General features: G+C 69.2%; 24 protein-coding genes. 9 read left to right on the forward strand and 15 right to left on the reverse strand.

Annotated features, from left to right (window positions below):
• The 4 genes from VHA82_RS02605 to VHA82_RS02620 all read right to left on the reverse strand — a co-directional run.
• Nucleotides 1–1,178: type IV pilus assembly protein FimV (locus VHA82_RS02605; protein ID WP_414708613.1), on the reverse strand; the 1,178-nt coding region annotated here is incomplete at its 3' end.
• 44 nt (nucleotides 1,179–1,222) lie between these two features.
• Nucleotides 1,223–2,899 carry a long-chain-fatty-acid--CoA ligase gene (locus VHA82_RS02610; RefSeq protein ID WP_325539984.1) on the reverse strand — a complete coding sequence of 559 codons (1,677 nt, stop codon included), beginning with the start codon at nucleotides 2,897–2,899 and terminating at the stop codon, nucleotides 1,223–1,225.
• 21 nt (nucleotides 2,900–2,920) lie between these two features.
• On the reverse strand, nucleotides 2,921–4,330 hold the full coding sequence (gene pntB, locus VHA82_RS02615) for a Re/Si-specific NAD(P)(+) transhydrogenase subunit beta (RefSeq protein ID WP_325539987.1): 1,410 nt from the start codon (nucleotides 4,328–4,330) through the stop codon (nucleotides 2,921–2,923).
• 10 nt (nucleotides 4,331–4,340) lie between these two features.
• Nucleotides 4,341–5,948 (reverse strand): Re/Si-specific NAD(P)(+) transhydrogenase subunit alpha, encoded by a 1,608-nt coding sequence (locus VHA82_RS02620; RefSeq protein WP_325539989.1) that lies wholly within the window; start codon nucleotides 5,946–5,948, stop codon nucleotides 4,341–4,343.
• Nucleotides 5,949–6,181: 233 nt separating this feature from the next.
• Here VHA82_RS02620 and VHA82_RS02625 point away from each other — a divergent pair, with 233 nt between their 5' ends.
• Both VHA82_RS02625 and VHA82_RS02630 read left to right on the forward strand, forming a co-directional pair.
• Nucleotides 6,182–7,324, forward strand: a complete 1,143-nt coding sequence (locus VHA82_RS02625; protein WP_325539991.1) for a metallophosphoesterase — start codon at nucleotides 6,182–6,184, stop codon at nucleotides 7,322–7,324.
• 85 nt (nucleotides 7,325–7,409) lie between these two features.
• Complete coding sequence (locus tag VHA82_RS02630; RefSeq protein WP_325539993.1) at nucleotides 7,410–8,132, forward strand: hypothetical protein; 723 nt, start codon at nucleotides 7,410–7,412, stop codon at nucleotides 8,130–8,132.
• On the opposite strand, the gene VHA82_RS02635 is transcribed toward VHA82_RS02630, so the two are convergent.
• The 3 genes from VHA82_RS02635 to VHA82_RS02645 are packed head-to-tail and all read right to left on the reverse strand — an operon-like array spanning nucleotide 8,133 to nucleotide 9,777.
• Nucleotides 8,133–8,555 carry an ExbD/TolR family protein gene (locus VHA82_RS02635; RefSeq protein WP_325539995.1) on the reverse strand — a complete coding sequence of 141 codons (423 nt, stop codon included), beginning with the start codon at nucleotides 8,553–8,555 and terminating at the stop codon, nucleotides 8,133–8,135. It lies immediately after the preceding gene.
• A gap of 2 nt (nucleotides 8,556–8,557) precedes the next feature.
• Nucleotides 8,558–8,986 carry a biopolymer transporter ExbD gene (locus VHA82_RS02640; protein WP_325539997.1) on the reverse strand — a complete coding sequence of 143 codons (429 nt, stop codon included), beginning with the start codon at nucleotides 8,984–8,986 and terminating at the stop codon, nucleotides 8,558–8,560.
• Entirely contained in the window at nucleotides 8,986–9,777 is a 792-nt protein-coding gene (locus tag VHA82_RS02645; protein WP_325539999.1) for a MotA/TolQ/ExbB proton channel family protein, read from the reverse strand. The genes VHA82_RS02640 and VHA82_RS02645 overlap by 1 nt, the downstream gene beginning before the upstream one ends.
• Nucleotides 9,778–9,840: 63 nt before the next feature.
• Here VHA82_RS02645 and VHA82_RS02650 point away from each other — a divergent pair, with 63 nt between their 5' ends.
• Nucleotides 9,841–10,320 carry an NUDIX hydrolase gene (locus VHA82_RS02650; RefSeq protein ID WP_325540001.1) on the forward strand — a complete coding sequence of 160 codons (480 nt, stop codon included), beginning with the start codon at nucleotides 9,841–9,843 and terminating at the stop codon, nucleotides 10,318–10,320.
• 16 nt (nucleotides 10,321–10,336) lie between these two features.
• Here the strand turns inward: VHA82_RS02650 and VHA82_RS02655 are convergent, their stop codons facing one another.
• Nucleotides 10,337–11,860, reverse strand: coding sequence for a hypothetical protein (locus VHA82_RS02655; protein WP_325540004.1), 1,524 nt, complete (start codon nucleotides 11,858–11,860; stop codon nucleotides 10,337–10,339).
• 32 nt (nucleotides 11,861–11,892) lie between these two features.
• On the opposite strand from VHA82_RS02655, the gene mnmA reads away from it, so the two are divergent.
• Together mnmA and VHA82_RS02665 are read left to right on the forward strand one after the other, a co-directional pair.
• Nucleotides 11,893–12,993: a tRNA 2-thiouridine(34) synthase MnmA gene (gene mnmA / locus VHA82_RS02660; protein ID WP_325540007.1), complete on the forward strand. Its 1,101-nt coding sequence runs from the start codon at nucleotides 11,893–11,895 to the stop codon at nucleotides 12,991–12,993.
• Nucleotides 12,994–13,003: 10 nt separating this feature from the next.
• Complete coding sequence (locus VHA82_RS02665; protein WP_325540008.1) at nucleotides 13,004–13,399, forward strand: MmcQ/YjbR family DNA-binding protein; 396 nt, start codon at nucleotides 13,004–13,006, stop codon at nucleotides 13,397–13,399.
• A gap of 78 nt (nucleotides 13,400–13,477) precedes the next feature.
• Here VHA82_RS02665 and ssb read toward each other — a convergent pair whose 3' ends face one another.
• From ssb to VHA82_RS02685, 4 genes are read right to left on the reverse strand one after another with little or no spacing between them, the layout of a single operon-like run.
• Nucleotides 13,478–13,966: a single-stranded DNA-binding protein gene (gene ssb, locus VHA82_RS02670; RefSeq protein WP_325540009.1), complete on the reverse strand. Its 489-nt coding sequence runs from the start codon at nucleotides 13,964–13,966 to the stop codon at nucleotides 13,478–13,480.
• A gap of 32 nt (nucleotides 13,967–13,998) precedes the next feature.
• Nucleotides 13,999–15,207 (reverse strand): MFS transporter, encoded by a 1,209-nt coding sequence (locus tag VHA82_RS02675; RefSeq protein WP_325540093.1) that lies wholly within the window; start codon nucleotides 15,205–15,207, stop codon nucleotides 13,999–14,001.
• A 52-nt stretch (nucleotides 15,208–15,259) separates the two neighbouring features.
• Nucleotides 15,260–16,375, reverse strand: a complete 1,116-nt coding sequence (locus tag VHA82_RS02680) for an S-adenosylmethionine:tRNA ribosyltransferase-isomerase (RefSeq protein WP_325540010.1) — start codon at nucleotides 16,373–16,375, stop codon at nucleotides 15,260–15,262.
• A complete protein-coding gene (locus VHA82_RS02685; RefSeq protein WP_325540011.1) occupies nucleotides 16,372–17,088 on the reverse strand; it encodes an SDR family oxidoreductase in 717 nt (238 codons plus the stop codon). The genes VHA82_RS02680 and VHA82_RS02685 overlap by 4 nt, the downstream gene beginning before the upstream one ends.
• Nucleotides 17,089–17,205: 117 nt before the next feature.
• Between VHA82_RS02685 and VHA82_RS02690 the strand changes: the two genes are divergently transcribed.
• The 3 genes from VHA82_RS02690 (at nucleotide 17,206) to VHA82_RS02700 (ending at nucleotide 21,189) form a co-directional block, all read left to right on the forward strand.
• The gene (locus VHA82_RS02690; protein ID WP_325540012.1) at nucleotides 17,206–17,769 is read left to right on the forward strand and encodes a helix-turn-helix domain-containing protein; all 564 of its coding nucleotides are present in this window, start codon (nucleotides 17,206–17,208) and stop codon (nucleotides 17,767–17,769) included.
• Nucleotides 17,770–17,831: 62 nt separating this feature from the next.
• Nucleotides 17,832–20,720 (forward strand): excinuclease ABC subunit UvrA, encoded by a 2,889-nt coding sequence (uvrA, locus tag VHA82_RS02695; protein ID WP_325540014.1) that lies wholly within the window; start codon nucleotides 17,832–17,834, stop codon nucleotides 20,718–20,720.
• A 103-nt stretch (nucleotides 20,721–20,823) separates the two neighbouring features.
• Entirely contained in the window at nucleotides 20,824–21,189 is a 366-nt protein-coding gene (locus tag VHA82_RS02700) for a VOC family protein (protein WP_325540015.1), read from the forward strand.
• A gap of 39 nt (nucleotides 21,190–21,228) precedes the next feature.
• On the opposite strand, the gene pyrF is transcribed toward VHA82_RS02700, so the two are convergent.
• Entirely contained in the window at nucleotides 21,229–22,056 is an 828-nt protein-coding gene (gene pyrF / locus VHA82_RS02705; protein WP_325540016.1) for an orotidine-5'-phosphate decarboxylase, read from the reverse strand.
• Nucleotides 22,057–22,093: 37 nt separating this feature from the next.
• On the opposite strand from pyrF, the gene VHA82_RS02710 reads away from it, so the two are divergent.
• Nucleotides 22,094–23,035, forward strand: a complete 942-nt coding sequence (locus tag VHA82_RS02710; protein WP_325540017.1) for a DMT family transporter — start codon at nucleotides 22,094–22,096, stop codon at nucleotides 23,033–23,035.
• Here the strand turns inward: VHA82_RS02710 and VHA82_RS02715 are convergent.
• Nucleotides 22,982–24,052 carry a HupE/UreJ family protein gene (locus VHA82_RS02715; protein WP_325540018.1) on the reverse strand — a complete coding sequence of 357 codons (1,071 nt, stop codon included), beginning with the start codon at nucleotides 24,050–24,052 and terminating at the stop codon, nucleotides 22,982–22,984. The two genes, VHA82_RS02710 and VHA82_RS02715, sit on opposite strands and share 54 nt — an antisense overlap.
• An 8-nt stretch (nucleotides 24,053–24,060) precedes the next feature.
• The gene (locus VHA82_RS02720) at nucleotides 24,061–25,641 is read right to left on the reverse strand and encodes a YHYH protein (protein ID WP_325540019.1); all 1,581 of its coding nucleotides are present in this window, start codon (nucleotides 25,639–25,641) and stop codon (nucleotides 24,061–24,063) included.
• Between the last annotated feature and the right edge of the window lie 93 nt (nucleotides 25,642–25,734).

Here is a 25,734-nt window from a genome sequence, read left to right on the forward strand (position 1 = left end):
GGTGGCGCAACCGCTACCGGCCCCGGCACGGGCAATGCAGGCGCCGCCCTCACAGGAACCGGGGGCGAGGGCGGCGAGGCAACCGCCACCGGAGGCGGCGGCGGGCTCACGGAAGCCGGAGGGGCCACAGGTGTGAAGAGCTGCACGGCCGGCGAACCGGCTCCCGCCGGCGCGGCCGCGGGTGACGGCGGCAGCGGCGCCGGAGATGAAGACCTCGCTGCGGGGCCCGATGCCTCATTCAATACCAGTGGCGAAGGCGCTCCGGCGCCAGCACCTCCGCCTGGCGTGGCGGCCGGCGGTGAGGTGATCGTCGCGCGTTGCTGCGCGGTCGGCAGGGGTGACGGCGGTGGCGGTGGCGCCGCGGCTACCTGCTGCTCGGTGCCGATGCTTCCGGCGGCCGCTCGCGACGTGGCGGCGGCTGTCTGCGGCGGGGGCGGCATGGCGAGCGAGTAGTCGCGCACGATCCGGCCCGAGGGCCACTGCGCATCGAGCAGCAGATTGACGGAAGCCGAATCGACGGGCTTGTCGCTCGTGACGCTCAGGACGCTGCGGCCATCGGCTTTCTTCTGCAGCTGCATGCGCACGTTGCCGAGCTCCGGCCTGTCCATGCCGGCCGCCGCGAAGTCGCTCGCCGAAGCAAGCCCCGCGCGCACACCCGCTTCCTGCCCCTTGGGGACGACGGGCACGTCGATTTCCGCGCGCAGCGGCTCGCCCCGCTGCGACAGGACGCGAGCGAGGCCGAGCGCCAGCGGCTGCGCGACTTCGGCCTCCGCACGCGCCCGGGGCGACACCGGCACACGGTAGTCCCTCCAGACGGAGCGCGAGACGCCCTGCACCTGCAGGATGATGTCGACCGAACCCGCAGTCACAGGCCGCGTGCCCGCGAGCCGCAGGAAATAGCGGCCGTCGGCGCGCCGGTTCAACCAGATCCGCATCCCCTGCAGGGACGGGTCCAGCGACATCCCCGTGGCCTGGTAGTCCTCCGGCGTCCCGAGCCCCGCGCGCAACGCGCCCGCGTCGGGGGCGCTCAGCTCGGGGATCTCGACTTCGGCGAGCAGCGGCTCTCCCTGGTTGGAGAGGACGCGGAACTGGCCCAGGGCAACGGCGCGAGCGACCGGGGCGTGCAGCGCAAGACACGCCAGCAGGGCCGCGGCCACGGGTTTGAGACGGAAGATCATGGAACGGGAACAGCTCTGAGAGCCCCGTAATCTAACCCAGCCCCCTACTTGCGGTCGCGCAATTCCCGCCTGAGTATTTTTCCGACTGGCGTTTTCGGCAGATCGGTGCGGAACTCGACCACTTTCGGCTGTTTGTAGCCGGTCAGGTTCGCCCGGCAGAACTCGCGCACCTGCTGCTCGGTGAGCCCCGGGTCCTTCTTCACGATCACAAGTTTGACCGCCTCGCCCGTCTTGTCGTCCGGCACGCCGACCACGGCGCACTCCATCACGCCTTCGAGTTTTTGCACCACGTCTTCCACCTCGTTCGGATAGACGTTGAACCCCGAGACCAGCACCATGTCCTTCTTGCGGTCGACGATGCGGAAATAGCCGCGCTCGTCCATCACGCCGATGTCACCCGTCTTGAAGAAGCCGTCGGCCGTCATGACTTTCGCCGTCTCGTCGGGCCGCTGCCAGTAGCCGGCCATCACCTGCGGGCCGCAGATCGCGATTTCGCCGGGCTGGCCCAGCGCCACTTCGTTCCCATCGTCGTCCAGGCACTTCATCACGGTGGATGGCAGCGGCACGCCGATCGTGCCGGTGTACTCGGTGCTCGTCACCGGGTTGCAGCTCACCGAGGGCGACGTTTCGGACAGGCCGTAGCCTTCGCAGATCGGGCAGCCGGTTTTCTCCAGCCACTTCTGCGCGACGGCGCCCTGCACGGCCATGCCGCCGCCGACCGAAACCTTCAGGTGGCTCCAGTCCACCTTGCCGAAGTCGGGATGGTTCGCAAGCCCGTTGAAGAGCGTGTTGACCGCGGGAAAGCTGTGGAATGTCTGCCGCGACAATTCCTTCAGCACGGCCGTCAGATCGCGCGGATTCGGAATCAGGATCAGCCGCCCGCCCGTGCGCATCGACAGCATCATGCCGACCGTGAACGCGAAGATGTGATAAAGCGGCAGCGCGCAGACGGCGGCCGACTGCTCGCCCTTGGGGACCTTGCCCATCACCGGCGCATTCCACGCTTCGGACTGCAGGACGTTGGCGATCACGTTGCGGTGCAGGAGCACCGCGCCCTTCGACACGCCCGTCGTGCCCCCGGTGTACTGCAGCACGGCCACGTCGTCCGGCTTGATCTCCGGTCGCCTGAGCGTGCCGCGCTCGCCCTGCGCGATGGCATCGTTGAAGCGCACCGCCCCCGGCACGCTGAACGCCGGCACCATCTTCTTCACCTTGCGCACGACGTAGTTCACGAGCGTGCCCTTCACGAGGCCGAGCAGGTCGCCCATCGCCGCGAGCACCACGTGCTTCACGGGCGTGGCGGCGATGCACTGCTGCAGCGTGTTGGCGAAGTTCTCGATGATGACGATCGCCTTCGCACCCGAGTCCTTCAGCTGGTGCTCCAGTTCGCGCGGCGTGTAAAGCGGGTTCACGTTCACGACCACGCAGCCCGCGCGCAGGATGGCCGCCACGGCCACCGGGTACTGCGGCACGTTGGGCATCATCACCGCGACGCGATCGCCCTTGGCGAGGCCCAGCCCCTGCAGATACGCCGCGAACGCGCGCGAAAGCGAGTCCGTCTCGCCGTAGCCGAGGTCCTTGCCCATGAAGGAATACGCGGTGCGCGCCGCGAACTTCTGGAAGCTCTCTTCCATGAGCTGCACGAGCGACTGGTATTGCGCGGCATCGATATCGGCGGGCACGCCCTCGGGGTAGGCGGCGAGCCAGGGGCGCTCGTTCATCGTCGGTCTCCTCGGGTTGCTTCAGGACTTCAGCGCGGCCAGCACTTCGTCCAGCATCTTCTTCGCGTCGCCGAACAGCATGCGGTTGTTGTCCTTGTAGAAAAGCGGGTTGTCGATGCCCGCGTAGCCGGACGCCATGCTGCGCTTCATCACGATGGAGGTCTTCGCCTTCCACACTTCGAGCACCGGCATGCCCGCGATGGGACTCGCCGGGTCCTCCTGCGCCGCCGGGTTCACGATGTCGTTGGCGCCGATCACCATCGCCACGTCGGTGTCGGGGAAGTCCGCGTTGATCTCGTCCATCTCCAGCACGATGTCGTACGGCACCTTGGCTTCGGCCAGCAGCACGTTCATGTGGCCCGGCATGCGGCCGGCCACCGGGTGGATGCCGAAGCGCACGTTCACGCCCTTCTCGCGCAGGAGCTTCGTGATCTCGTAGACCGTGTGCTGGGCCTGCGCCACCGCCATGCCGTAGCCGGGCACGATGATCACGTTCTTCGCCTCGCGCAGCATCTCCGCGGTTTCGGCCGCGCCGATCGGCGACACTTCGCCGGCCGGCTGCCCCCCGCCCGCCGCGGCCGGCGCGCCGCCGCCCGTGCCGAAGCCGCCCGCGATCACGCTCACGAAGTTGCGGTTCATCGCGCGGCACATGATGTACGAGAGGATCGCGCCCGAGGAGCCCACGAGCGCGCCCACGACGATCAGCAAGTCGTTGCCGAGCATGAAGCCGGTGGCTGCCGCCGCCCAGCCCGAATAGCTGTTGAGCATCGAGACCACCACCGGCATGTCGGCGCCGCCGATTGCCATCACCATGTGCACGCCGAAGAGAAGCGCGACCACGGTCATCACGACGAGCGGCGTCATGCCCGCTTCGATGGTCGGCGCGTGCAGGAACTCGCGCCCGAACCAGATCACGATGAGAAGGCCCGCGAGATTGAGCCAGTGGCGCCCCGGCAGCAGCACGGGCTTGCCGCCGATGCGCGCCGAGAGCTTGCCGAACGCGATGACCGATCCGGAGAACGTGACCGCGCCGATCAGGATGCCGACGTAGATCTCGATCTCGTGGATCGCCTTTTCGGCGCCCGTGAATTCGATCGACGTATCGACGTAACTCGCGAAGCCGACCAGGCAGGCGGCCAGACCCACGAGGCTGTGCATCAGCGCGACGAGCTCGGGCATCTGCGTCATCTGCACCTTCTTCGCCGCGAGAAGGCCGATGCTGCCGCCGATCACGAGAGCGCCGACGATCCACGCGTACCCCGGCGAGGTCACGCGCGGCCCGAACACCGTGGCGCACACGGCGATGGCCATGCCGATCATGCCCAGCAAGTTGCCGCGGCGCGCGGTCTCCGGGTTCGCGAGGCCGCCCAGGCTCAGGATGAAGAGGATGGTGGCACCGATGTAGGAGACGGTAGCGAGGCTTGCGTTCATGCCCGTCCCCTCACTTGCGGAACATGGCCAGCATGCGCCGCGTGACCGCGAAGCCGCCGAACATGTTGATGGCCGTGAGCGCGAGCGCGAACACGGCAAGCCCGAGGATCAGCTGCGCCGGCCGATCGGCGCCCACGCCCACGATGGGCGGCGCGACCTGGATCAGCGCGCCGATCGCGATGATGGAGGAAATCGCGTTGGTGACGCTCATGAGCGGCGTGTGCAGCGAGGGCGTCACGTTCCAGATGACCATGTAGCCGACGAAGCAGGCGAGCACGAACACGGTGAAGTGCGCGAGGAACGACGCGGGCGCGTAGAGGCCGACCAGGAGAAAGAGGATCGCGCCCACCGCGAACACGGTGGCAAGCGACTTCCCCGACATCGGTTCGCTGCTGCCGTGCCCATGCCCTTTCGGGGCGGCGGGTGCCGCGGCGGGCTTCGCCTGCGGCGCCACGGCCGGCAGCTTCGGCGGCGGCGCGGGCCAGGTGATTTCGCCTTTCTTGATGACCGTGAGGCCGCGGATGGCGTCGTCTTCCATGTTGACGTCGATGACACCGTCCTTCGTCTTGCACAGCTCCTCGGCAAGGCGCAGCAGGTTGTTGGAGTAAAGCGTCGAGGACTGCCGCGCGAGGCGGCTCGCGAGATCGGTGTAGCCGATGATCGTGACGCCGTGCTTCACCACGGCCTCGCCGGGCTGCGTGAGCTCGCAGTTGCCGCCCTGCTCGGCCGCCATGTCGACGATCACGCTGCCGGGCCGCATGGTCTTCACCATCTCGGCGGTGATGAGGCGCGGCGCGGGTTTGCCGGGGATGAGCGCGGTCGTGACGATGATGTCGGCGTCCTTCGCCTGCTTCGCGTACATCTCGCGCTGGGCCTGCTGGAAGCCCTCGCTCATCACCTTGGCGTAGCCGCCGCCCCCGGAGCCTTCTTCCTCGTAGTCGACCTTCACGAATTCGCCGCCGAGCGAGACGACCTGGTCGGCGACTTCCGCACGGGTGTCGTTGGCTCGCACGATGGCCCCGAGATTGGCGGCGGTGCCGATCGCCGCGAGCCCCGCCACACCGGCGCCGGCGATGAACACCTTCGCGGGCGGGATCTTCCCCGCGGCGGTGACCTGGCCGTTGAAGAAGCGCCCGAACGCATGGGCCGCCTCGATCACGGCGCGGTAGCCGCTGATACCCGCCATCGACGTGAGCGCGTCCATCTTCTGCGCGCGCGACAGCTGGCGCGGCAGCGCGTCGATCGCCAGCACCGTCGCCTTCTTCGCGGCGAGCTGCTGCATCAGCTGCGGATTCTGCGCCGGCCAGACGAAGCCGATCAGGGTGGCGCCCTCGCGCATCAGATCGACTTCTTCCGGGCTTGGCGGACGCACCTTGAACACGATGTCCGCGCGGCCCCAGAGCTCGGCCGCTGTGGCGACGACTTCCGCGCCGGCGGCCCGGTAGGTGTCGTCCGCGAAATTCGCCGCGTCGCCCGCTCCGCTTTCCACGGCGACGCGCAAGCCGAGCTTCATCAGTTTTTCCACCACCTCGGGCACCGTCGCCACCCGCTTTTCGAGCGGGGCGGTTTCCTTCGGAACACCGATCAAGAGGGGTGTCTTGGCCGCGGTCGCGGTCATGGCAGCACTGCTCTCGTCCGCCGGTGTGACAGCGGACACGCCAATCGACATGGCTCGTTCTCCTCGCGTGCGATGGATGGTTGTTGGAAAGCTCGGGGGCTGGGCCGGCTGAACCCAAGCTTACAACAAGCACTGCCGGGCTCGAGTCGCGCGCGGCGCAGGCGTCGCCTCACGGGCCCGCGCAGGCGCGTGCGGCATTGGGTTTTGGCGCGAGAATCCCCATCTGGCCGTTCATGTCACTTCTATTCCTGCTCGGGCTCTCGGCGGCGCTGCATCTGTACATCGGCGCGCGCCTCGTGCCGGAGCTTGCGGATGCGACAGGCGCGATGCTCCTTGCGCTGCTCCTCGCGGCTTCGGCGCTGCTGGTGCCGCTCGGCCTGATCGCGCGCCGCGTCGCGCGGCCCCCGCTTTCGGACCGGCTCGCCTGGGTCGGCCTCCTCTTCATGGGTCTGTTCTCGTCGCTCCTCGTGGGGACATTCCTGCGCGACCTCGTCCTCCTCGCCGCTGCCGTGGCTGTCGCTCTGGCTTCGCAGCCGCACTCCATCGAATGGCTGCGAGCGCCGACCGCGGCGGCCGTGCCCGTGCTGGGCCTGGCGGTCACCGCCATCGGCTTCCTCAACGCGCGGCGCACGGCGCGCCCGGTCTACGTGCCCGTCGCGCTCGAGACGCTCGCCGAGCCGCTGCAGGGTTTTCGCATCGTGCAGATCAGCGACATCCACGTGGGACCCACGATCAAGGGCCGCTACCTCGAAGCGATCGTGCGGCGCGTGAACGGCCTCGCGCCCGACCTCGTCGCCATCACCGGCGACCTGGTCGACGGCTCCGTGGCCGACCTGCGCGCGCACGTGGCCGTGCTCGCGCAGCTGCGGGCGAGGCACGGCGTATTTTTCGTCACGGGCAATCACGAGTACTACTCGGGGGCGCACGCGTGGCTGGATGAGCTGCGCGCGCTCGGCATCCGGGTGCTGCTGAACGAGCACGTCGTGATCCGGCACGACGGCGCGTCGCTCGTGGTGGGCGGCATCCCCGACTACAGCGCGGCTCACTTCGACGAGGCGCACCGGCCCGATGCGCAAGCGGCGCTCGAGGGTGCGCCCGAGGACTGCGTGAAGGTGCTCCTCGCCCACCAGCCGCGCAGCGCGCCGGCTGCAGCGGCCGCCGGATTCGACCTGCAGCTGTCGGGCCACACGCATGGCGGGCAGTTCCTGCCGTGGAACTGGTTCGTTCGGCTGCAGCAGCCCTGGACGGCCGGGCTGCACCGCGTCGGACGCATGTGGCTCTACGTGAGCCGCGGCACCGGCTACTGGGGACCGCCCAAGCGTTTCGGCGCGCCCTCGGAGATCACCGAGCTCATGCTCGTGCGTGCGCCGGCTTGAAGTGCGCGGCGTGATGCCTCGTCCTACAGGCGAGCGGCGCGAAGTCCGACACGGCCGAGTTCGGGCCAAACCGAACACTGCCCGGATGGCACGCACGGCATTCCTCTTCAGCCCGCTTTGCCGCAGCGCGGGCAGCAACGTCAATTTCCTCGGCGCGGCGCGCTGCCGGCGCAAGTTCGAGCTCTTCTACCCCGCGGGCTTCGAGGACGAGACTTACCTCGTCGCGGAACGCTCGTACAAGGAACGCGCCCACCTCGAATGGCACGCGGAACTCGGCCCCTCGGCCTTTCGCAAGCGGATGGCCCGGGGCGAGTTCCGACAGATCGCGGACATCGCGGTTCGGATCGAGTCGCGCGCCAACCTGCTCTTTTCTTTCGAAAAGATGGCGCTGCGCGACGCGGTGAAGACGCCCGCCGGCGCACGGCTCTTCGCAACCGAGCTCTACGCCTTTCTGTTCGGCCAAGGCTCGGCCCACCGCCGCTTCGACGACTGGATCGAGGCGCTCGCCGATTTGCCGCGGCGCGGCAGCCCCGTGCTCACGTGGCCGGTGGCGACCGTGTTCGGCTTCATCGCGCGACCCGACCGCCACCTCCTGTTCAAGCCCCGCGTGACGCGGCGCGCCGCGAAGGCTTATGCCTGCGATCTGCCCTACGACCCCAAGCCGAGCTGGGCGGGCTACCAGGCGCTGCTGTCGTTCGCCGCGGTGATCCGCCGCGACCTCGACCGCAAGCCCGGCTTCAAGGCACGCGACATGATCGACCTGCAGTCGTTCATCTGGGTCCAGGGCTCCGAGGAATATTCGGCCTGATCAGCGCTCGTACTGCTCGGACCCCACGAGGCCGATCTTCACGAGCCCCCAGCGTTGCGCGCTCGAAAGCGCGGCGGCCACGGCGTCGTACTTCGCCGCGCGACTGGGCCGCAGGTGGATTTCGGGCTGATCGGGCTGCGCCGCGGCGTCGCGCAGTTTCGCTTCGAGTTCGCCCCGGTCCGCGAGCGGCACCCCGTTCCACAGGTAGCGCCCCGCGGGCGTGACGTCGATTTCCACCACCTGCGGCTCGCTGCGCGGGGGCGGCGCGCTGGCGCTCGGCATCTCGATGTCCACCGCGTGCAGCTGGATCGGGATCGTGATGATGAGCATCACGAGCAGCACGAGCAGCACGTCCACGAGCGGCGTGGTGTTGATGTCGGCGAGCGGTTCGGGTTCGCGCTCGAGTCCGGCCTTCACCTGCATGATCACGGCGCCCGGGGCGGCTCGGTGACGAAGCCGATGCGCGCGATGCCCGAGCGCTGCGCTGCGTACACGACGTAGCCGATGGAATCGTAGTCGGCGCGCGCGTCGCCCCGGATGTGCAGTTCGGGCTGCGGCTGCATCGCCGCCACCTTCGCGAGCAGCGGCTCGAGGTTCTCGCGCGCGGTGAGCGGCGTGTCGAACCAGTAGAGCGCGCCTTCGGCGTCGACCGTGACGATCACGTCTTGCGCCTGCGCGTCCTGAACTGGATTCGCCTCGCGCGGCAGGCTCACGAAGATCGAGCTGTTCACCACCGGAATCGTGATGAGGAAGATGATCAGGAGCACGAGCATCACGTCGACCAGCGGGGTCGTGTTGATCTCGGCGATGAGCGCGTCGTCGCCTTCGGCGGCATCCTTGTAGTGGATGCCCATCAGCCTTGCGCCTCGTTGGCGGCCGTGCCCGCACCGGCCGCGAGCAGCACCGTGTGCAAGTCGGAGCCGAACGCGCGGATCCCATCCATCACGACCTTGTTGCGCCGCACGAGCCAGTTGTAGCCGAGCACCGCCGGCACGGCGACCGCGAGGCCGATCGCCGTCATGATGAGCGCCTCGCCCACGGGGCCCGCGACGCGATCGATGGAGGCCTGCCCCGAAGCACCGATGCGCACGAGCGCGTTGTAGATGCCCCAGACGGTGCCGAAGAGGCCGACGAAGGGCGCGGTCGAGCCGACCGTCGCAAGCACCGCGAGCCCTTCCTGCGCGCGGCTGTGCACGGTGCCCACGGCCCGCTCGATGCTCTGCGCGACCCAGGTGTTCAGATCGACCCGGCCGATGAGGCCCTCGTGCTTGCGCGTCGCTTCGAGCGCCGACTCGGCAACGAACCGGTAGGGGCTGGACTTGTGCAGCGCGTCGGCGCCTTGCCGCACGGTCTCGCGCGTCCAGAATTCGCGGTTCGCGGCCCGACCCTGTTCGCCGATGCGCGACTGCGCGATCAGCTTGCTCACGAGCACGTACCAGCTCGCAACCGACATGACGAGCAGGATGAGGATCGTGATGCGCGCGACCCAGTCGCCCTGGGCCCACACCGCACCCAGGCCATAGGGGTTGGGCGCGGCGGCGGGCATCTGGATCGCCGGCAGCGGCGCGCTCGCCTGCGCGAACGCCTGCGGCGCGGCCAGCAGCATGAGCATCGCGCACGCGATGAAGAGATTCCTGCTTCGCATTGCGAGTGAATGGATGAGTCGAGACCGCGCCATTCTGTCTCATTCCGGCACCCATAATGCGTCATGGCAGGTCGATGGACACCCACCGCCACGGTCGCCGCCGTGATCGAGCGCGACGGCCGCTTCCTGCTCGTGGAAGAGGAAACGAGCGAGGGCCTGCGGCTGAACAATCCCGCGGGGCATCTCGACCCCGGCGAGTCGCTCTGCGAAGGCGCCGCACGCGAGGCCCTGGAGGAAACGGGCTGGCCGTTCCGTCCGCGCGCCCTCGTGGGTGTCTACCTCCTGCGCGTGCGCGACCCCCATGGCGGGGACCTCACCTATCTGAGGTTTGCCTTTTGCGGCGACTTGCTGGACGGCGAGCCGCGTCGCCCGCTCGACAGCGGGATCGTGCGTACGCTCTGGCTCACCGCCGATCAGGTGCGCGCAACCGCCGAGCGTCATCGCAGTCCGCTCGTGATGCGATGTGTCGAAGACTATCTCGCGGGACAGCGCATCGCGCTTTCGGCGATCCACACGGACCCGAGCGTCTCGTCCCGAGGCTGAACTTCCCGACGCCCGTTCATTTCGCGCAGCGGTCCGTGAGTGCGCGTTGCACGAGTTGCGGCAGGGCAAGCAGTCCGCCCGCCGCTTGCGCCTTGTCAGGGGCGTGCAGGCAATCGTCTCGCCCCGCGTCTTCCATGCCGCTTGCAAGCGGGTCCTTCCGGTCGCGCCGCAACTGCTCGTTCGCCATCTCGGCGAGGCTGCGCCTCGGGCGGTAGGGCAGCGGATAGATCGGCCCGTCGTACGGCTTGATCACGGGCGCGGGCGGCAGCCCTCGCGCAGGGCCGGGCGATGCCACCGGCGGCGCGACGGCCGGCGCGCCCCAGCCGGGCGGCGAGGGCAGCACGGGCACGCCGCCGGGTACCGTGATGCCGCCGCCTCCCGGAGCACGCGACGTGCCGCCGGGCGCGGGCGATTCGACGGTGCCGGTGCCTTCGCGTGCACGGGCAGCGGGCACCCCCGGCGACGTGGACGGCGTTGCGATGGCCGGTCCGGCCGGGGATGCGGGTGCCGCAGGCGCGGCGATGACCGGCGCGGGCGCGGCAGGCTGCGCGGGAGCGGCAACCTCGGAGGCCGCAGGCGGTGATACGGGCTGCGCGGCTGAAGGCGCGGGTGCGGGCGCGGGCGCGGGCGCGGGAGGTGCGGGTGCGGGTGCGGGTGCGGGTGCGGGTGCGGGTGCGGGTGCGGGTGCGGGTGCGGGTGCGGGTGCCGGTGCCGGTGCCGGTGCGGGGGGCGGCGGTGCTGGCGGTGTCGCCGGCGCAGGTGCGGGCATTGGTGCGGGCTTGCGTTCCGGCACGACCGCCGGCACAGGAGCGGGCGAGGCGACCGGCTCGGTGGCAGGGACGGCCGCGGGCGATGGCACCGAAGCGGGAACAGGCGCAGGCGCGGGAACCGGCGCTGGGGCGGGCGCCGGCACGGGAACAGGCGCGGGGACCGGCGCCGGCGCGGGCACGGGTGCCGCAAGAGGAGCCGGAAGAGGCGCAGGCACGGGCGACGGCGGAGTAGGCGACAGCGCGGGCTCGGGCGGCGCAGGCGCATCCTCGGCCTTCGGCGGAGGCACCGGCGCCGCTTCGGCCGGTGCCGGTGCGATCGGCGCGACAGGGGTCGGCTCCGGCAGCGGATGCGGCGCCGGCGCCGCCTCGATCGACGCGGCGGGCGGCACCTCGCGCGGCGGCGCCTCGACGCGTTTCGCGCCGCGACGTTTCTCGTCCGCGCGCAGGGCATCGGGCAGTTGCGTCGTCACCTTCAGCGGCACGCTCGATTCGGGCGCGCGGGAAAACACGGGCAGCTCCGGGCCCATCTGCAGCGGCAGCGGCGCATGCTGGATCGTGATCGCGCGGCTCGTGCTGGTACTCGCGGGGCTCGAGCTCGCGGTCGGACTCACAGGGCGCACATACTGCACGACGTAGCGGATGGCCTGCTGCACGGGCTGGTGCTGCAGCAGCAGCCACAGCAGCGCGACGTGCACCGCGCCGGCCGTGACCATCGCCGCGGGCGACTTCGGCTGCCGCGGCAGTTGAACGGGATTGGGCCGGTAGCGCATCGGGACAAAAGGTCGTTGGGATAATCGCACAAATGAGTTCGAAGCCACGCGTCGTCGTCGGTCTGAGCGGAGGCGTGGACTCCGCGGTGAGCGCGTACCTGCTCAAACGCGAAGGCTGGGACGTCGTCGCGATCTTCATGAAGAACTGGGAGGACGACGACGACGACGAGTACTGCTCGTCGCGGCAGGACTTCCTCGATGCGGCGAGCGTGGCGGACGTGATCGGCATCGAGATCGAGCACGTCAACTTCGCTGCCGAATACAAAGACCGGGTCTTCGCCGAGTTCCTGCGCGAATACCAGGCGGGCCGCACGCCCAACCCCGACGTGCTGTGCAACGCCGAGATCAAGTTCAAGGCGTTCCTCGAACACGCGATGCGCCTCGGCGCGCAGAAGATCGCCACCGGCCACTACGCGCGCGTGCGCGAACGCGCGGGCCGGTTCGAGCTGCTGAAGGGCATCGACGGCACGAAGGACCAGAGCTACTTCCTGCATCGCCTGAACCAGGCGCAGCTCTCGAAGACGCTCTTTCCGATCGGCGAGCTGCGCAAGACCGAGGTGCGCGAGCTCGCCTCGGACATCGGCCTGCCCAACGCGAAGAAGAAGGACTCGACGGGCATCTGCTTCATCGGCGAGCGGCCGTTTCGCGAGTTCCTGAACCGCTACATCGCCAAGGAGCCCGGGCCGATCAAGGACGAACGCGGCCGCACGATCGGGCAGCACGCGGGCCTCTCGTTCTACACCCTCGGCCAGCGGCAAGGGCTCGGCATCGGCGGCGTCAAGGACAAGGGCGCGCGACGAGGCGGCGGCGAACACGCACCGTGGTTCGTGGCCCGAAAGGACCTCGCGCACAACACGCTGTGGGTGGTGCAGGGCCACGATCACCCGTGGCTGCTGGCGTCGTCTTTGCGCGCCGACGACGCGAGCTGGATCGCGGGCGCACCACCGCCGCCGGGCCTGTATGCCGCAAAGACACGCTACCGGCAGTCCGACGCCGCGTGCACGCTCTCGGGCGTGGAGGGCGCGCGGTTCGACCTCGCCTTCGCCGAGCCGCAGTGGGCCGTGACGCCCGGGCAGTCGGCTGTGCTCTACGATGGCGACGTGTGCCTGGGCGGCGGCGTGATCGGCGCGTAGAGTCGTCACCATGCCGAAGTCGCACGATACCGTTCACGCCGCGCTCAAGAAGTTCGGCCTCGCGCTGCCGGGCGCGCATTCGAAGAGTCCCTGGCCCGAGCACGACGACCTCGCGGTGAAGGACAAGACCTTCGCCTTCATGAGCGTGGCCGGTCGGCCGCTGCACATCTCGTGCAAGCTCACCGTGAGCCGCGACGAAGTCCTGAAGATGCCGTTCGCGAAGCCCACCGCGTACGGGCTTGGCAAGAGCGGCTGGGTCTCCATGGATTTCGAAGGCGTGGACAAGCCTCCGGCCGAACTGCTCAAGCGCCTGCTGCTGGAGAGCTACCGCGTCGTCGCACCGAAGAAGCTGGTGGCGCAGCTCGAGGCGGAGCAGCCGTGGACGCGCATGGGCGTCGTCAGGTAGTTCTCACCGTCTCACTGTCTCACCGTCTCACCGTGACTCCCGCGCGTGCGCAGAGGGGGTGGTCGCCACCCCCGGCCGTCAGAACGGAATGTCGTCGTCCATGTCGTCAAAGCCCGTGCTCGGCTTCGACGCGGGCTTGGCAGCGCCGCCGCCGCCCGCCGGACGTCCCGAGGCCGCCGGTGCGCGCCGCGGCGGCGCGCCACCGTCATCATCGGATGGGCCGCCCATGCCTTCGCGGCTTCCGAGCAGCTGCATTTCGGTCGCGATGATGTCGGTCGCGTTCTTCTCGACGCCATCCTTGTCGGTGTACTTGCGATAGGTGATGCGGCCTTCGACGTAGATGGGCCGGCCTTTCTTCACGTACTCGCCGACGATTTCGGCGAGCCGGTCGAAGAAGGTGACGCGGTGCCACTGCGTTTCCTCCACCATCTCGCCGGAATTCTTGTCCTTGCGCTTGCTCGTGGTGGCGATGCTGACGTTCGCGACGGCCTGCCCCGAGGGCAGGTAGCGGATTTCGGGGTCCCGGCCGCAATTGCCGACCAGGATGACCTTGTTGACGGATGCCATGAGGTGGTTCCTCCAGTTCCCAGGATTATCGGTTAGGTGGCCCGGGCTTCGTCGGCCAGCACCTCTTCGGCCGTCTGCACCGCCCGCGGCGCGCGCATCGGCCACGCCACCACGAGCCACACAGCCATCAGGAGAGCGCACGCGGTGAAGAGGCCTGGCACACCAACGTTCTTGGCGAGCCAGCCGCCGACCGCGCCGCCGGTGAAAAATCCGAGCGATTGCAGTGTGTTGTACACACCGAGCGCCGCGCCGCGCGCATGCTGCGGCGCCACGCGCGACGTCATGCTCGGCTGCGAAGCCTCCAGCACGTTGAACGCGCAGAAGAAGACAAAGAGCAGCCCGGCCAGCAAGGCGATGTGGGGCACGCGCGAAGCGAACACCAGGCCGATCTGCACGAGCCCCATCGCCGCGACGCTGCAGAGGAACACCGCCCGCAGGTAGCCGCGCCGCTCCAGCGGAAAGAGCGTGAAGGCCATCACGAGGAACGACGCGACCACCGCCGGCAGGTAGACCTGCCAGTGGTTTTCCTTGTCGAGCCCCGCTTGCACGAGCAGCGCGGGTAGCGCAACCCACATCGCCAGCTGCACGGCGTGCAGCACGAACACGCCCACGTCGAGCCGCAGGAGCGGCGCATGCCTCAGCACTTCCGAGAGCCTGCCGCGCGGCACGTTCCTGTGCTGCCGCGGCTCGGGCGGACTGCCCCAGCGCAGGATGGCGATGCAGCCGAGCGCGAGCACGCCCGTGACGGCGAACAGGCCCGCCAGGCCCACGACGCTCGCGAGCAGCGGCGCGGCCACGAGCGACAGGGCGAACATGAGCCCGATGCTCGCGCCCACGAGCGCCATCGCCTTGGTGCGCACTTCGTCGCGCGTCTGGTCGGCAAGCAGTGCCGTGACCGCGGCCGAGACCGCGCCGGCGCCTTGCAGCGCCCGGCCGGCGACGAGCCCCGCCATCGTGCTCGCGGCGGCCGCCACGAAGCTGCCGGCCGCGAACACGACGAGCCCGAGCGCGATCACCCGTTTGCGGCCGAACCGGTCCGAAGCGATACCGTAGGGCAGCTGCAGGATGCCTTGCGTGAGCCCGTAGATGCCCATCGCGAGCCCCACCGTCTCCGGGTCGTTGCCGCCCGGATAGCGCCCCGCTTCCAGCGCGAATACCGGCAAGACGAGGAAGAGGCCCAGCATGCGCGAGGCGAAGATGGCGGCCAGCGAGAGGCTGGCGCGGCGTTCGAGGGCCGTCATGCGGCCCGCGTCGAGGGAAGTGCGGGAGGATGCTTCGTTCACCGGGGAGCGGTCATGCGGGAGCCGGGCACTCGTGGGCCCGGCGATCCCCGCATTGTCCGGCATCCGGGGTGACCCGCGCCTGACGGGCGTCAAGCGCGGCCCGCTCCAGCAGCACGCTGTCGCCGAACTCGTGCGTGAGGTAGCCCTGCGACTCGAGCTCGCCCGCGGCGCGCTCGAGGACATCGTCGGAGGCGAACGCGCGCATCAGATCGTAGTGACTGGTGCCCGGCTCGTGCGTGCCGCTCACGATGGCATCGACGACCCGAAGCGCGGTCGCAGGACCGATGCGCTCATCGGCCAGGCCGTCGCCCGCGCGCAGCACTCCAGCCGAAGCCGCATGTTCGAGCGCGCGAACCACCGTCGTGCCGAGCGCCACCACGCGGGCTCCGCGGCCACGGGCGCCGCGAATCGCATCGACCGTGGCCTGCGCAATGCGGTACGGCTCCGGCAGAGGCAGGCGCGCATCGAGCGCGGCGTCTCCGGTGGACGACAGCCCCGCGGCCTGCGTGAGCGTTGCGAACCCGACGCCGCGCGCCTTCAGCGCCGCGAGCAGCGCCCAGTCGAGCACGAAGCCGGCCGAAGGCGGCTCGAACGCCACCGGGAGCGCCGCCACGCACGTCCACACATCCCACAGCTTCAGCGGCTCACGCACGTGCGCGTACTGGATCGGCTTGCCGTGCCGCGCGATGCCCGCCCAGATCGCATCCGGTGCGCCTTCGAAGCGCAGCGCGACAAGGCGCGGATGATCGAGCACGCGCAACACAGTCGCGCAAAGCGCTCCGAGTTTCAGTCGGTCTCCGGGGCCGACATGCGGCGGCAAGGGCCGGTCTTCGGTGCGGATGCGATAGTCGCCTTCGCCGAAGAGGACCGCGGTGAATTCGCGCACGTCATCGCTCGCGAGCGATGCGCGGCCCGCGAGCCGAACTTCGATGCGACGCCCCGTGCGCTCGTGCGTGCCCGCAAGACTCGCGGGCAGCGTCGCGGCATCGTTGGCGACCAGCACGTCGCCCGGCCGCAGGAAGTCCGCGAGCCGCGCGCGCGGTGCGTGCCGCAGGGTTCCCGCGGCGTCGATCACGAGCAGACGCGCATCGCGCGGCCGCTGCAGCGGACGTTCAGCGGCTTTCATGCGGGGAGCGCCTCGCGTGCGAGCAACGCCTCGATGCGCGCGAGCAGCTCGACGGCCGAAAGCGCGGCGGACTTGAGCGTTGATACATCCGCCTCCGGGACCGCGAGCGCATGCAAAGGCGTGTCCATGTCGCCCGGGTCGTGCGCAACGAAGCGCACGCCATGCTCGCGCAATTCCTCGTCCCAGATGCGGCTCAGGTGCGCCAGCGCCGCCTTGCTCGCGGAGTAGGCGCCCCATCCCGCATAGGCGTTCACCGCCGCGTCGCTGGAGATGTTGACGACGAGCGCGGGCCGGCCTTCGCGCGCGGCAGCGGCGAGCGCACCCAGCAACGCCTTCGTCAGGCGAAACGGGCCGAGCAGGTTGGTGGCGAGTGCCGCTTCGAAGTCCTCGCATTCGGTATCGGCAAGCGCTGCAAGCGGCACGGGCCCGAGCGAGGACGCGTTGTTGACGAGCACGTCCAGCCCGCCGAGCGCGGCAGCCACCTGCATCGCGATCGGATGGATCGCGTCCTTGCGCGCCACGTCGCCCGCGACGCCGTGCGTCCCCGGCAGCCGCCTCGCCAGTTCGGCCACGCGCTGCGCGTCGCGCGCCACGAAGGCGACGCGCGCGCCGCGCCGGCAGAGCTCTTCGACGAGCGCGAGTCCCAGTCCCGACGTGCCGCCGGTGATGGCGACGCGCAAGCCGTGCAAACGTGAAATGTCCCTGTTGTCCATGAGCGGCTCCTGTGTGTGTGTGTGTGTGTGTCGGTCGGTCAGGTCACGATAGGGATGACCCCGCGCGAGGGCGAGCCTCCTGTCCAACGGATTGGAGGAAAGTCACAATGCCGGACCATGACGGACCCGACGGCCTCGCACCTCGCGCGCAACCTGGCGGGCCTGCGCCATGCACGCTCGCTCACGCAGGAAGCGGTGGCGAAGCTTGCCGGCGTGCCGCGCTCGACCATCGCCAATCTCGAGTCGGGCGAAGGCAATCCGTCGCTTTCTGTGCTCGTGAAAGTCGCGGGCGCGCTCGGCGTGCCCATCGATGAGCTGCTCGCGTCGCCGCGCGCGCAGGTGCGGCGCTGGAGCGCGGACGAGGTCTCGATGAAAAGCAAGGGGCGCGGGCTCACGATCCGCCCGCTCGTCCCCGAGCCCGTGCCTGACTCCGTGATGGAAGTGATGGATTTCGCGCCTGGAGCCGTGATGGGCGGCACGCCGCACCTGCCGGGCACGCGCGAATTCTTCACGCTGCTGGAAGGACGCGTGAACATCATGGTCGCGGGCGACCGGTTCACGCTCGAGGCGGGCGACGTGCTTGCGTTTCCGGGCAACCAGCCGCACTCGTATCAGAACGCGGACGGGGTCGCGGCGGCGCGCGGGATCTCGATCGTGATCCTTGCCAAGGCCGGCGTGTGACGGCCGCCTAGCGCGCAACGAGGCAGCTTGGGTATCATCAAGGGTTTCCCTTCGCGCACCCCTTGAACACGCCCTCCGACGGCAAGTACCTCGCCGAAGCACTCACCCAGCGGATCAGCATCCGCGGCGCGCGTACCCACAACCTGAAGAACATCGATCTCGACCTGCCGCGTAACCGACTGGTCGTGATCACCGGCCTCTCCGGCTCCGGCAAGTCCTCGCTCGCCTTCGACACGCTCTACGCCGAAGGCCAGCGGCGCTACGTCGAAAGCCTCTCGACCTACGCGCGCCAGTTCCTGCAGCTCATGGACAAGCCGGACGTCGACATGATCGAAGGCCTCTCGCCCGCGATCTCCATCGAGCAGAAGGCGACTTCGCACAACCCCCGCTCCACCGTGGGCACGGTGACCGAAGTCCACGACTACCTGCGCCTGCTGTTCGCCCGCGCCGGCACGCCGTACTGCCCGATCCATGAGATCGCGCTGCAGTCGCAGACCGTGTCGCAGATGGTCGATGCCGTGCTCGAGCTGCCCGAGGACACGCGCCTCATGGTGCTCGCGCCCGTCGCGCGCGAACGCAAGGGCGAGTTCACCGAGCTCTTCGGCGAAATGCAGGGCCAGGGCTACGTGCGCTTTCGCGTCGGCGGCCGCGTGTATGAATTCGACGACCTGCCCAAGCTCAGGAAATCCGAGAAGCACGACATCGACGTCGTCGTCGACCGCCTGAAGGTGCGCGCCGAGGTGAAGCAGCGCCTTGCCGAAAGCTTCGAAGCGGCGCTGCGTCTCGCCGACGGCCGCGCCCTCGCGGTCGAGATGGACACCGGCGAGGAGCACTGGTTCAACGCCAAGTTCGCGTGCCCGATCTGCAACCACTCGATCAGCGAGCTCGAGCCGCGCCTTTTCTCGTTCAATTCCCCGGTGGGGGCTTGCCCGCGCTGCGACGGCATCGGCACCCTGGAGTTCTTCGACCCGGATCGCGTGGTCGGCTTTCCCGAGCTCTCGCTCGCCGGCGGCGCGATCAAGGGCTGGGACCGCCGCAACGGCTACTACTTCAGCCTGATCGAGGGGCTTGCGAAGCACTACCGCTTCAGCGTCGACGTGCCCTTCCAGGAACTCGCCGCCGAGGTCCGGCAAGTCGTGCTCCACGGCACGGGCGAGGAGGCCGTTCGCTTCAACTACACGATGGAGTCGGGCCACTCCACGGGGCGCAAGGTCACGCGCAAGCACCCGTTCGAAGGAATCATCCCGAACATGGAGCGGCGCTACCGCGAGACCGACTCGGCCGCGGTGCGGGAGGAACTCGCGCGCTACCGGAGTCTCCAGCCTTGCCCCGAGTGTCTCGGCACGCGTCTGCGCAGCGAAGCGCGCCACGTGAAGGTGGGCGAAGGCGAGCAGGCGAAGGCGATCTTCGAAGTCGCGCGCATGACGCTGCAGGCGAGCCACGACTACTTCATGCGCCTCGCGCTCAAAGGTGCCAAGGCCGAGATCGCGGACAAGGTCGTGCGGGAGATCGGCTCGCGCCTGAAGTTCCTGAACGACGTGGGTCTGTCGTACCTGAGCCTCGAGCGCAGCGCCGAGACGCTGTCCGGCGGCGAAGCGCAGCGCATCCGGCTCGCCTCGCAGATCGGCTCCGGACTCACCGGCGTGATGTACGTACTCGATGAACCGAGCATCGGCCTGCACCAGCGCGACAACGACCGGCTCATCGAGACGCTCAAGCACCTGCGCGACCTGGGCAACAGCGTGCTTGTGGTCGAGCACGACGAGGACATGATCCGCGCTGCCGATCACGTGGTCGACATGGGTCCGGGCGCGGGCATTCACGGCGGCGAAGTGGTGGCGCAGGGCACGCCCGCCGACGTGGAAGCGAGCGATGCCTCGCTCACGGGCCGCTATCTCTCGCGCAGGCTGAAGATCGCCGTGCCGGCGTCGCGCCATCGCCTGGGTGAGATGCTCGACCCGCAGGTGCTCAGGATCGCCGGTGCGCGCGGCAACAACCTGAAGAACGTGACGGTCGACATCCCGGTCGGGCTTTTCACGTGCGTGACCGGCGTCTCCGGCTCGGGCAAGTCGACCCTCGTGAACGACACCCTCTATGCCGCCGTGGCGCGCGAGCTGTACCGCGCGCACGAGGAGCCCGCGGCGCACGATGCGATCGAGGGCATCGAGCACTTCGACAAGGTGATCAACGTCGACCAGTCGCCGATCGGCCGCACGCCGCGCAGCAACCCGGCCACCTACACGGGCCTCTTCACGCCGATTCGCGACCTGATGGCCGAGACGAACCTCGCGAAGGAACGCGGCTATGGGCCGGGACGTTTCTCGTTCAACGTCGCGGGCGGCCGCTGCGAAGCGTGCCAGGGCGACGGCGTGATGAAGGTGGAAATGCACTTCCTGCCCGACATCTACGTGCCCTGCGACGTCTGCCACGGCAAGCGCTACAACCGCGAGACGCTGGAAGTGCAGTGGAAGGGCCGCAACATCGCGCAGATTCTCGAGATGACGGTGGAGGACGCCTACGAATTCCTGAAGCCCGTGCCCGCCATCGCGCGCAAGCTTCAGACCCTGATGGAAGTGGGCCTCGCGTACATCCAGCTCGGGCAGTCGGCCACGACCCTTTCGGGCGGCGAAGCTCAGCGGGTGAAGCTGGCGCTGGAACTCTCCAAGCGCGACACGGGCCGCACGCTCTACATCCTGGACGAACCGACGACGGGGCTGCACTTCGCCGACATCGATCTCTTGCTCAAAGTGCTGCACCAGCTGCGCGATGCGGGCAACACCATCGTCGTGATCGAGCACAATCTGGACGTCATCAAGACTGCCGACTGGGTCATCGACATGGGCCCGGAAGGCGGCGATGGCGGCGGGAGGGTGGTTGCCGCGGGGACGCCGGAAGACATCGCGGCGCACCCGGCGAGCCATACCGGCCGGTACCTGGCCCGTCTGTTGTAGTCGACAGTTTTTTTGCAGGCGCTGTCGAAACCGGCCTTCGCGGGCCGACATTGTCCAGTCGGCCGCTGTCGCGGCCGCACTCAACCCAACCAGGAGAAAGCAGATGGCCAACCCCTTCGTTCACGTCGAACTGAGCAGCAACGACCTCCCCGCCGCCAAGACCTTCTACGGAAAGCTCTTCGGCTGGAAGCTGGAAGACGTCCCCATGGGACCCGGGGAAACCTACACGATGATCGGTGTGGGCGAGGGCACCGGCGGCGGCATGATGAAGAACATGGTGCCGGGCACGCCGTCGTTCTGGCTCGCTTACGTGCAGGTCGACGACATCGAAGCGGCCACGCGCAAGGCCGAGTCGCTCGGCGCCAAGGTCATGAAGGACGTGACCGAGGTGATGGACGCCGGCTGGCTGAGCGTGATCGTGGACCCGAGCGGCGCGGCGCTCGGGCTGTGGAAGCCGAAGGCGCGCTGAAGACTGCGGCGGCCGAGCGGGCAGCCTTGCTGCCCGCGTCTACAACCTCTTCGCCGCCTCCAGCGCATCGCGCGTGCGCATCGCTTCGCGCCGCGCCGCATCGGCGAAGTCATCGCCCGACGACGCGTACAGGATGGCACGCGAAGAATTGACGACGATGGGCGCGTCGCTGCGCCAGCCGGCCTTCACCGTCGCGGCGGCGTCGCCGCCCTGGGCACCGACGCCGGGGATGAGCAGCGGCACGGTCGGCGCGATCGCGCGCACGCGTTCGACTTCCGCCGGATAGGTCGCGCCGACGACGAGCCCGAGCTGTCCGTTCGTGTTCCACGGCCCCTGCGCGAGCCGCGCGACGTGCTCGTAGAGCAAGGGCTCGCCCTCCACCGAGGCGAGGCGCTGGTTCTGCAGGTCGTCGCCACCGGGGTTGGACGTGCGGCACAGCAGGAACGCGCCGCGCTCGGGGTACCGCAGATAGGGCTCGACCGAATCGAACCCCATGAAGGGCGACAGCGTCACCGCATCCGCGCCGTAACGCTCGAACGCCTCCTTCGCATACTGCTCGGCGGTGGAGCCGATGTCGCCGCGCTTCGCATCGAGGATCACCGGCACGTGCGGCGCGTTCGCTCGGATGTGCGCGATCAGCCGCTCGAGCTGCGCCTCCGCGCGATGCGCTGCGAAATACGCGATCTGCGGCTTGAAGGCAATCGCGAGGTCGGCGGTCGCGTCGACGATGCGCGCGCAGAAATCGTGGATGCGGCCCGCGTCGCCGTTCAGTCCGCAAGGAAATCGGGCCGGCTCCGGGTCGAGCCCGACGCACAGCATCGAGCCGTTCTTCCGCTGCGCGGCCAGCAGCCTGTCGATGAACACCATGAGCAGGGATTCTAGAGAACCGCGACAATCGCGGCCGATGTACCGCCTCACGCCGACGCAACTGCTCCTGCTCGCCCTCCTCACGCTCGTGTGGGGCATCAACTGGCCGATCATGAAGCTCGGCGTGAGCGCCTATCCGCCGCTCGCGTTCCGCTCGATTTCGCTCGTGCTGGGCGTGCCGGTGCTCGGGCTCGCCCTCGTGATCCTCAAGGTGCCGTTTCGCGTGCCACGGCGCCACTGGCCCGAACTGCTCGCGCTTTCCGCGACCAACATGTTCATCTGGCACGCCTGCATCATCCTCGCGGTGAAGTCGCTCGCGAGCGGACGCGCGGCCATCCTCGGCTACACCATGCCGATCTTCTCGGCCGTGATCGGCGCGCTCGTGTTCCGCAGCTCGCTCGCCCGCCGGGCCTGGCTGGGCGTCGGCGCCGCCGCGTTCGGCGTCGCGCTGCTCTTGTGGCACGAACTCACCGGCATGGCCGGCCGGCCGATCGGCGTGCTGCTCGCGCTCGTCGCGGCATCCACCTGGGCGCTCGGCACGCAACTCCTGCGGCGCACCCACATCGCGGTGCCCACGCTCACGCTCTCGTTCTGGATGACGGTGCTCACCGCGGTCGTGATGTCGCTGCTGTCATGGGCCTTCGAAGGCGACGCGTGGCGGCCGCCGCCGCGCGAGACGTGGTTCGCCATCGGCTTCAACGCCATCGTGATCTTCGGCTACGCGCACGCCACGTGGTTCTACCTCGCGCGGTCGCTGCCGCCGATCGCTTCGACGCTCAGCGTCATGTTGATCCCGGTGCTCGGCGTCTTCAGCGGGGCCGTGTGGCTGGGCGAAGTGCTGCACTGGCAGGACTGGACCGCCGTCGTCCTCATGGTCGCGGCCATCGCTTCGGTACTGTGGCCCGCGCGCGGGCCGCTGCCGCCTTCAGAGCAGAGTCTGCGCGAGCAAAACGCCCGCGACGCCGGCCGCCGTCCATGAGGTGCCGCGCACGATGCGGCCGGCCGTGAGGACCGGCCACACGCGCTTGGCCGTCGCGAGTGTGCCCAGCGCCAGCGAGACGAAAAGGAGCTGGCCGAGCTCCACTCCGGCGTTGAATCCCGCGAGCTGCACCCAGAGCGCGGCGCCGCCGCCGCCCAGCTCGCGCAGCGCTTCGGCAAATCCGAGCCCATGCACGAGCCCGCAGGCGAACACGATCGCGCTGCGCTGCGCGAGCGGCACGCGCGCACCGCGCCGCAGGTTGTCCAGGGCCACGCCGATGATGCTGGCCGCGATCATCGCCTCGGCCCAGACCGGCGGCAATGCGGCCCAGCCGAGCGCGGCGAGCGTGAGCGTGATGCTGTGCGCAAGGGTGAAGCTCGTGATCACCGCCGCCCAGTAGCGCCAGCCCGCGCCGGCCACGAGCACCGTGAGCAGGAAAAGCAGGTGGTCCAGACCGGTGAGGATGTGCTCGATGCCGAGCCCGGCGAAGGCAGCGGCTTGCCGCCACGCGGGCAGGAAAAAGCCGTGCGAACGATGAAGCGGCGTGAGCACGACCGGCTCCGACTCGCCCTCGCGCAGCGCGACGAGCGCGAGCCGGCGCTCGTCCTCGCTCGCTCCGAACAGGTCGCACTCCACGCGCGGCGCCGAGGGCATGCCGGCGAACTGGTAAGTAGCCATCATGACGAGATGGCTCGCGTTCGGCTCGCCCTGGCTGTGCGTGTCCGCGATCAGCTGCATCATCAGGCGCGAAGCGGCGGCGGCGCCGTCCCGCATCCGGAATCCGTCGGACGCGCGCTGCTGGAACGCCGCGCGATGCGCGCGCAGCTCTTCGCGCGAGATGAGTCCGTCGCCGTCGTCGTCGCCGCCGAAGGCACTCACGGGCAGCGACACGAGCACGAAAGCCTTGTCTCCCACGAAGTGGATCGTGCCCTGTTGCGCCGGCATCAGGTGCGCCCACGCGGGCGCGGCCGGCGCGAGGAGGCAAGCGAGGAGGCACGCGAGGAGGAGGCGTCGCACGACAGGCATCAGCGAGGCGCCTGATGCGGCGGCCCGCCGCCGGTGGCCGTGCCCCAGATGCAGCGGCCGATGTAGGGATACGTGTCGGTGATGTAGTAGTGGTAGATGCCGTTCGGAAACTCCGGCGTAACACCGTAGCGGCCGTTGCACGCGTCGAGGTCGCCGCCCGCGACGTACTGGTAGTCTTCGCGGAACGTCCCCATCGGATACGTCACGATCGAGGGCCGGCCCGAGTCGGGCGTGCTCTTCAGCTGGTAGCTCCCCTGCATCGCCTTCGTGCCGCTCGACGCGTAGAGCGCGCTCGTGTAGCCGTATTTCGCATAGATCGGAAATCCATCGACCGCGAATCCCACGAGCGTCATCGCCGTGCCCTTGTTCTGGCGCGTGACGAGCCCCTCGGGCATGCCGTGATAGTGGTAGATGCCGCCCGGCTGCACGTGCGCGTGGTTGCTGTCGAGCCCGAGGTTCATGAAGGCCTGCCCCATCGCCTCGATGTGCCACTGGCCCGAGTGGTCCTGGTCGTCCGCCTCGCAGGTGACGTTGTTGCCGCTCACCGTGCACGTGGCATTGGTGTTCGGATCGAACTTCACGCTGTTGATCGCGTAGCCCACGTTCTCGACGCTCGCGCTCGCCGCGTTCTTCGCGGGCGCGACCGTCATGGCGACGTTGACGTTCTGCGAGGAGATCGCGCTCGGGTTGTTCGCGTTCGGGAACTGGCCGGTCGCGTGGTCGGGGATGCCGTTGCCCGTCAGCGTGCGCAGCGTGCTGTTGCACGTGATGGCGACGGTGGAGGTCGCAAGCACGCTTGCGCTTGGGTTGTAGACGGATGCGCTGTAGTTGCACAGGACGCCCGCGGTCGTGACCGTTCCCGTGCCGGTCTGCGTCCCGGTCTGCGTGCCACCGCCCGTGGAGGGACTCGGCGTGACGGAAAGCGACGCCGACGGCTCGCCCGTGCCGTAGACATTGCTCGCGTTCACGCTGCACGAGTAGGGCGTGCCGTTGATCATCGCCGTCACGGTGACCGGGCTTTGCGTGCCGTAGCCGGTGCGCGTGGCGGCCGACTGGGCCGTGCACGTTGCGCCGTACTGCGTGATGTTGCCGGCACCGCTCGATGACGGCGCCTGGAAAGCGATCACCGCCATGGCGTCGCCGGGCGTCGCGCTCACGATCGTGGGCGCGCCGGGCGGTGCGCAATTCTGCGGCTTCATGACGCACGTGTAGCCCGCGAGCGAGCCCAGGCGCAGAAGTTGAAAGCCCGACACCGCGCCGTACACGTACACCGCGACATCGGGCGAACCGGTCGAGACGCCCAGGCAGTTGGAGGATTGCGGATAGCACCGATACGTGAACGGCACCCCCGCGCCGGAGAGCTTGCCCTCGATCGGGAAGAACTGCGGGAAGTGCGCCTCGGCCCAGTCCATCGCCTCGTCCGCCGTGAGCGGCGTCAATACCTCGGCTTGCGCGAGCGGCCGGCCGAACATCGGCGTCGCGAGCACGCAGCGGCCCCGCACCAGCTGGACCGTCCCCGCGGCCAGCGCGGCTTCGGTGCAGCGGTCGCCGCGCACGACGGCCGCCTCCAGCGGCGGCATCGGACTGCTACTCGGCTGGCCGCCGCATGAAACCAGCACGCTCGCACAGATGAGCAGGCGAATCGCCCGATCGCACAAACGCATCTTCCACCT

This window comes from Ramlibacter sp. (assembly GCF_035548915.1).
Lineage (GTDB): Bacteria > Pseudomonadota > Gammaproteobacteria > Burkholderiales > Burkholderiaceae_C > Ramlibacter.